Below are 4606 nucleotides of genomic sequence, written 5' to 3' on the forward strand. Positions count from 1 at the left end.
GACGATTACGGTGCAACCAACCCAAGAGGAAAAGGAATTATATCAAGCCATTAACGAATACTTGCGTTCATCACGAGAAGAAAAAACGATTGATAAATTAACCAGAAATAACCTACTGATGCGTGCTGGTTCCAGTCCAGCTGCTTTGCTTAGTTCTTTGGAAGGATTGCAGTCTCGTTTTAATAATTCTCAAATTTTGTTTCTCAAAAAGCGTGCTAGTAATATCAAACAGTTTGAAAAAACTCGGATGTTAGTAGACTTGCTCAAAAAATCTAATCAAAAAACTTTAGTATTTGTTAATAACCTCGCTACCCAAACTTATTTATCCGAAAGTTTAACAACTGCGGGAATAAAACATAGTTCCTTCAGAGGGGATATGTCGCTCAAAGCCAAAGATAGCGCTATTGAAGACTTCCGAGAACAAGTACCAGTTATGCTGGCAACAGAAACAGGAGGAGAAGGACGCAACTTACAATTTGCCAATGCAATTGTCAATTATGACCTACCTTGGAATCCGATGAAAATTGAACAACGTATTGGTCGTCTTCACCGAATTGGTCAAACTCAAGATGTTTTTATCTTTAATTTTTGTATAGCTAATAGTATTGAAGAATATATTCTCAAAGTTCTTCACGACAAAATCAATATGTTTGAATTGGTAGTAGGAGAAATCGAAACCATATTAGGGAATATGGGGGATGAATTTGATTTTGAAGACATGGTAATTGACCTGTGGTTGGCGAATTCCCATAAAGATGAATTAGATAATGCTTTTGATTCTTTTGGAGGACAATTATTAGATGCCAAACATAGTTATCAAAAAGTACAAGAATTTGATGAGAACTTATTTGGAGATGATTTAGAGGCATGAAAAATCAACTTCTTGATGCTATCAACCAAGTAATTAGCTTAAACTCTGGAGTTGCAGAGTTTACGAATGATGATACTTTAGAAGCATTGCTGCCAGTAGATATTGCTCGCTCTTTAGATGTATCTGATTCTATTAGTTTTAGCACCAGAGCAGATGTAAACGACAGCTATTTTGTTACCTATAATTCAGAAATATTTGATAAGTTTTCTGGGTTACTTGATTTCAAGGTTATGCATCCGCACTCGGTATCAAGTATGATGGCTATTTAAAAACTACAGGCTTTGAGAAGAAAATAGGCGATACTTTATGTCCGCAAAATGGTTTAATTCGCGTTGGTAAATCCTTTGAAGCGCTAACTCCCTACATCTTATTTAATATGTCCTATACCGCGAGTGCAGACGAAAAGCGGTTGGGAATGGTATCGTTTTTTATTAATGGTCTGACGGGTATTCCCGGTGTAAAAATTGGTGATGCACTGTCATGGAAATCCGACCAAATATGTTTGAAAGATGCATCAAATCTGGCACATATTAACTTTGAACGATTGTTAAATACTGCTAATTCCCACGCATCAAAATTAATTGACACAGAAATTACACCTTGGCGTAAAAGTTTATCGCGTAAATTAGGTAGGGATGAAGAAAGAATTAAAAATTATTACAACACAATTGTTTCTGAGATTAGAGCCAAAATTAAGAAAAAGAATTTGGAAGGAGAAGCAAAAGAGAAAGAATTAGCTCGGATTCAAGCTACTCAAATGGAATTGAAGCGAAAATTAACCGATTTGCAAGAGCGATATTCCTTGAGCGTCACGGCACAATTACACAGTACTTTAATAATTTTATTGCAAACAGTTCATATCGAATGTGAACTGATTAGAAAAAAGGCGAAACGGGGAGTAATTGCCGTTTGGAATCCTTACTTGAAAATTATTGAACCGTTGCGATGTGAAGAGTCAGGGGTACCAGTGACAACATTTTATCTGAGCGATAAGGAAGCTAAGATTATTGCTCCGGAGGTTTATAGTAAGTAAACTGTCTGCGGAATCCGGGGTATAGCTATGGGTAGTTCATTAGTTCTCCACTGCACCTAATGCTTTGAGCGAGGTTTTCTCAACTTCGGTTAAACCAGTAACCCCAGTGATATTCATATTGGCGTAGGGTTTATTGCTGAGGGTTTTGATGCATTCCCCGGTTTGAATATTCCAGATTTTGATGGTTTCGTCATAGCTACCACTAACTAAGAATTTATCATCTGGGGTAAACGCAACTGGTACAACTCTATTTGTATGACCTTTTAATGTTTTTATACATTCACCTATGTGAACATTCCATAGTTTTATAGTTTGGTCAAGACTACCACTTGCAAGCAATGAACCATCAGAACTAAATTTAACTGAATCTATTCCAGAGTGATTATCTTGCAAAGTTTTCAAGCATTTACCACTTTGAATATCCCATATTTTAACCGTTCCATCCCGGCTACCACTTGCTATAGTTTTACCATTGGGATTTAACGTAACTGACGATATGTCAGCATCGTGTCCTTCTAAGGTTCTGAAACAATGTCCTGTATCAATATCCCAGAATTTTATTGTGCGATCGCGGCTACTACTTAATATGATTTTGTTATCAGCACAAAAGGCAACAGAAGTTACCCGAGAACTATGTCCTTGAAAAGTTTTTACACACTGTCCACTAGAGATTTCCCATAATTTTACATTATTGTCCATGCTAGCACTAGCAAGAGTTAAACCATCACAACTAAATGCTAAATCTAATATTCGTCCTTGATGTCCATCTAAATTTTTCAGGTACTTTCCATTACTAAAATCCCAAATCATAACAATATTATCGCCACTACCACTTGCAATAATTTTACTGTCAGGACTTATAGTAACTGAATTTACCGACTTATCATGTCCTCTGAGAGTTCTGAAACAATCACCTGTATCAATATCCCAGAACTTTATTGTTTGATTACCATTACCACTAATAATTGTTTTGCCATTAGGAGTAACAACAACTGATTGCACCCAATTACTAGATCCATGCAAAGTTTTTACACATTCGCCGGTGTTTATATCCCAAAGTTTTATTGTGTGGTCATTGCTACAACTTGCAAGTAATGTATCTTTTGAGTTAAGAGCAATTTCCCTAACTTTAGCATTATGTCCTTTGATTATTTTTAAGTATTCCCCATCATTAATAGACCAAACTTTAATTGTATGGTCAGTGCTTGTACTAAAAATAGTTTTATTATCTTTACTAAAAATAATGGAACGGATTACATTAGTATGCATGGTTAAATCTTTAATATTTTGCCCAGTACTAACATCCCAAAGTTTTATTGTTTGGTCTTTATAATAACCGCCAGTAGCTAAGATTTTACTGTCATGGCTAAATGCTACTGAAATAACACCATCTTTATGTTCCTGTAAGGTTTTAACGCAAGTTCCTGTGGTGATGTCCCAAATTTTTACTGAATTATCGAAACTACCACTAGCTAAGACTTGACTATTAGGCGCTATTGCTACTGTGAACGCAGAATCAGTATGTCCCCGCAAGGTTTTAATACATTCTCCAGTACTAACATCCCAAAGTTTTATTGTTTGGTCATCACTACTACTTGCCAGAATTGTACCGTCTAAGTTAAAAGATATTTTGCGTACTCCCAATGTATGTCCTCGTAAAATTTTTAGGCACTCTCCAGTTTTTGAATCCCATAATTTCAGGGTACTAGAGTGACTGCAACTTGCAATAATTTTGCCATCAGGATTAAAAGCAACTGAACTGACCCAATCACTATGTCCTCTAAAGCTGAGAACTTGCTTTCCATCAACAACTTGCCATAAACGAATTTCACCATCAGCACCACCAGTTACGAGTAATTTATCATCTGGGCTGAATGCTAAAGATAAAATAAAGCCAAAAGGCTTTTTAAAAGTAGAATCAGTGAAATTCGTTTTTTGGAAGTTAACACAACGCAAGCTAGCCTTTGTAAAATCAGCAGCTTTAATAACCGCACCAGATAAATCCTTATCTTCTAACGCCGTATTCTCAACTTTTACTAAAATCGTTGCCGCATTCCCGCCAACATAATCAACTTCTGAATCTGTTTTCCCTCGCGTCTCTTCAATAACTCTAATTAACGACTCATTATCACCCACCATCCCCAACATCAAATCTATTACTGCTTTCGTAAGTGGCGATCGCCCTAAAGTTTCCTTCAATTTCTCCAATGGCTCGCTAATAAACTTTCCTAGCGGAGCTATAGCCAAACTACACCCATTCTCATCCAACTGGCGCTCAAAATAACCAGACCAAGTATATTCAATGGGTAGAGCATTCCTATCCAAACAAGATTGGGCTTGTGCTAATTGAGTAAAATCATCCGCTAACACTCCCAATTCCGCCGCAAATTTATACGCGACAAAAAATTCCAATAACGAACGATGCGCTGGAGTATAATCACCATCCGCATTACGAATCAGCATCGTTTGTCCCAACATATCGTATTGCCAGTGGTCTAAATCCTTCTCTTCCTGCACTACGGAACCAAATAACCGTCGAATCCGATCGGGAAACAAGCGATAATTTAAACTCATTTGCTCCTTGGAAAGCATTTCCCAAGCCAATTCGCACAGGAAATACATCTTATCTGCTAAGGAAGTAAAAGTACGCTCTGCTTTGATATCTCGTTGCATTTTTCGCTGTACTGCATACAAGTAAACTC

Annotated in this window: 4 protein-coding genes; 3 read left to right on the top strand and 1 reads right to left on the bottom strand. The window is 36.9% G+C overall.

The genetic code is table 11. The features are described 5' to 3' along the window. The 3 genes from VB797_RS34615 to VB797_RS34625 all read left to right on the top strand — a co-directional run. Window positions 1-871 (top strand): C-terminal helicase domain-containing protein (locus tag VB797_RS34615; protein WP_323242339.1); only part of this gene is annotated, 871 nt, incomplete at its 5' end. Next, on the top strand, window positions 868-1140 hold the full coding sequence (locus tag VB797_RS34620) for a hypothetical protein (RefSeq protein ID WP_323242340.1): 273 nt from the start codon (window positions 868-870) through the stop codon (window positions 1138-1140). The genes VB797_RS34615 and VB797_RS34620, both read left to right, overlap by 4 nt. A gap of 107 nt (window positions 1141-1247) precedes the next feature. Further along, window positions 1248-1904, top strand: a complete 657-nt coding sequence (locus VB797_RS34625) for a hypothetical protein (protein WP_323242341.1) — start codon at window positions 1248-1250, stop codon at window positions 1902-1904. Between the two features lie 39 nt (window positions 1905-1943). On the opposite strand, the gene VB797_RS34630 is transcribed toward VB797_RS34625, so the two are convergent. Continuing rightward, the coding region (locus VB797_RS34630; protein ID WP_323242342.1) for a pentapeptide repeat-containing protein at window positions 1944-4606 on the bottom strand (2663 nt) is incomplete at its 5' end.

The sequence above is a fragment of the Rivularia sp. UHCC 0363 genome (assembly GCF_034931125.1).
Lineage (GTDB): Bacteria > Cyanobacteriota > Cyanobacteriia > Cyanobacteriales > Nostocaceae > Rivularia.

Coding starts and splice junctions, on each gene's coding strand:
- VB797_RS34620 (WP_323242340.1), top strand. CDS start 868: ATGAAAAATCAACTTCTTGATGCTATCAACCAAGTAATTAGCTTAAAC.
- VB797_RS34625 (WP_323242341.1), top strand. CDS start 1,248: ATGTCCTATACCGCGAGTGCAGACGAAAAGCGGTTGGGAATGGTATCG.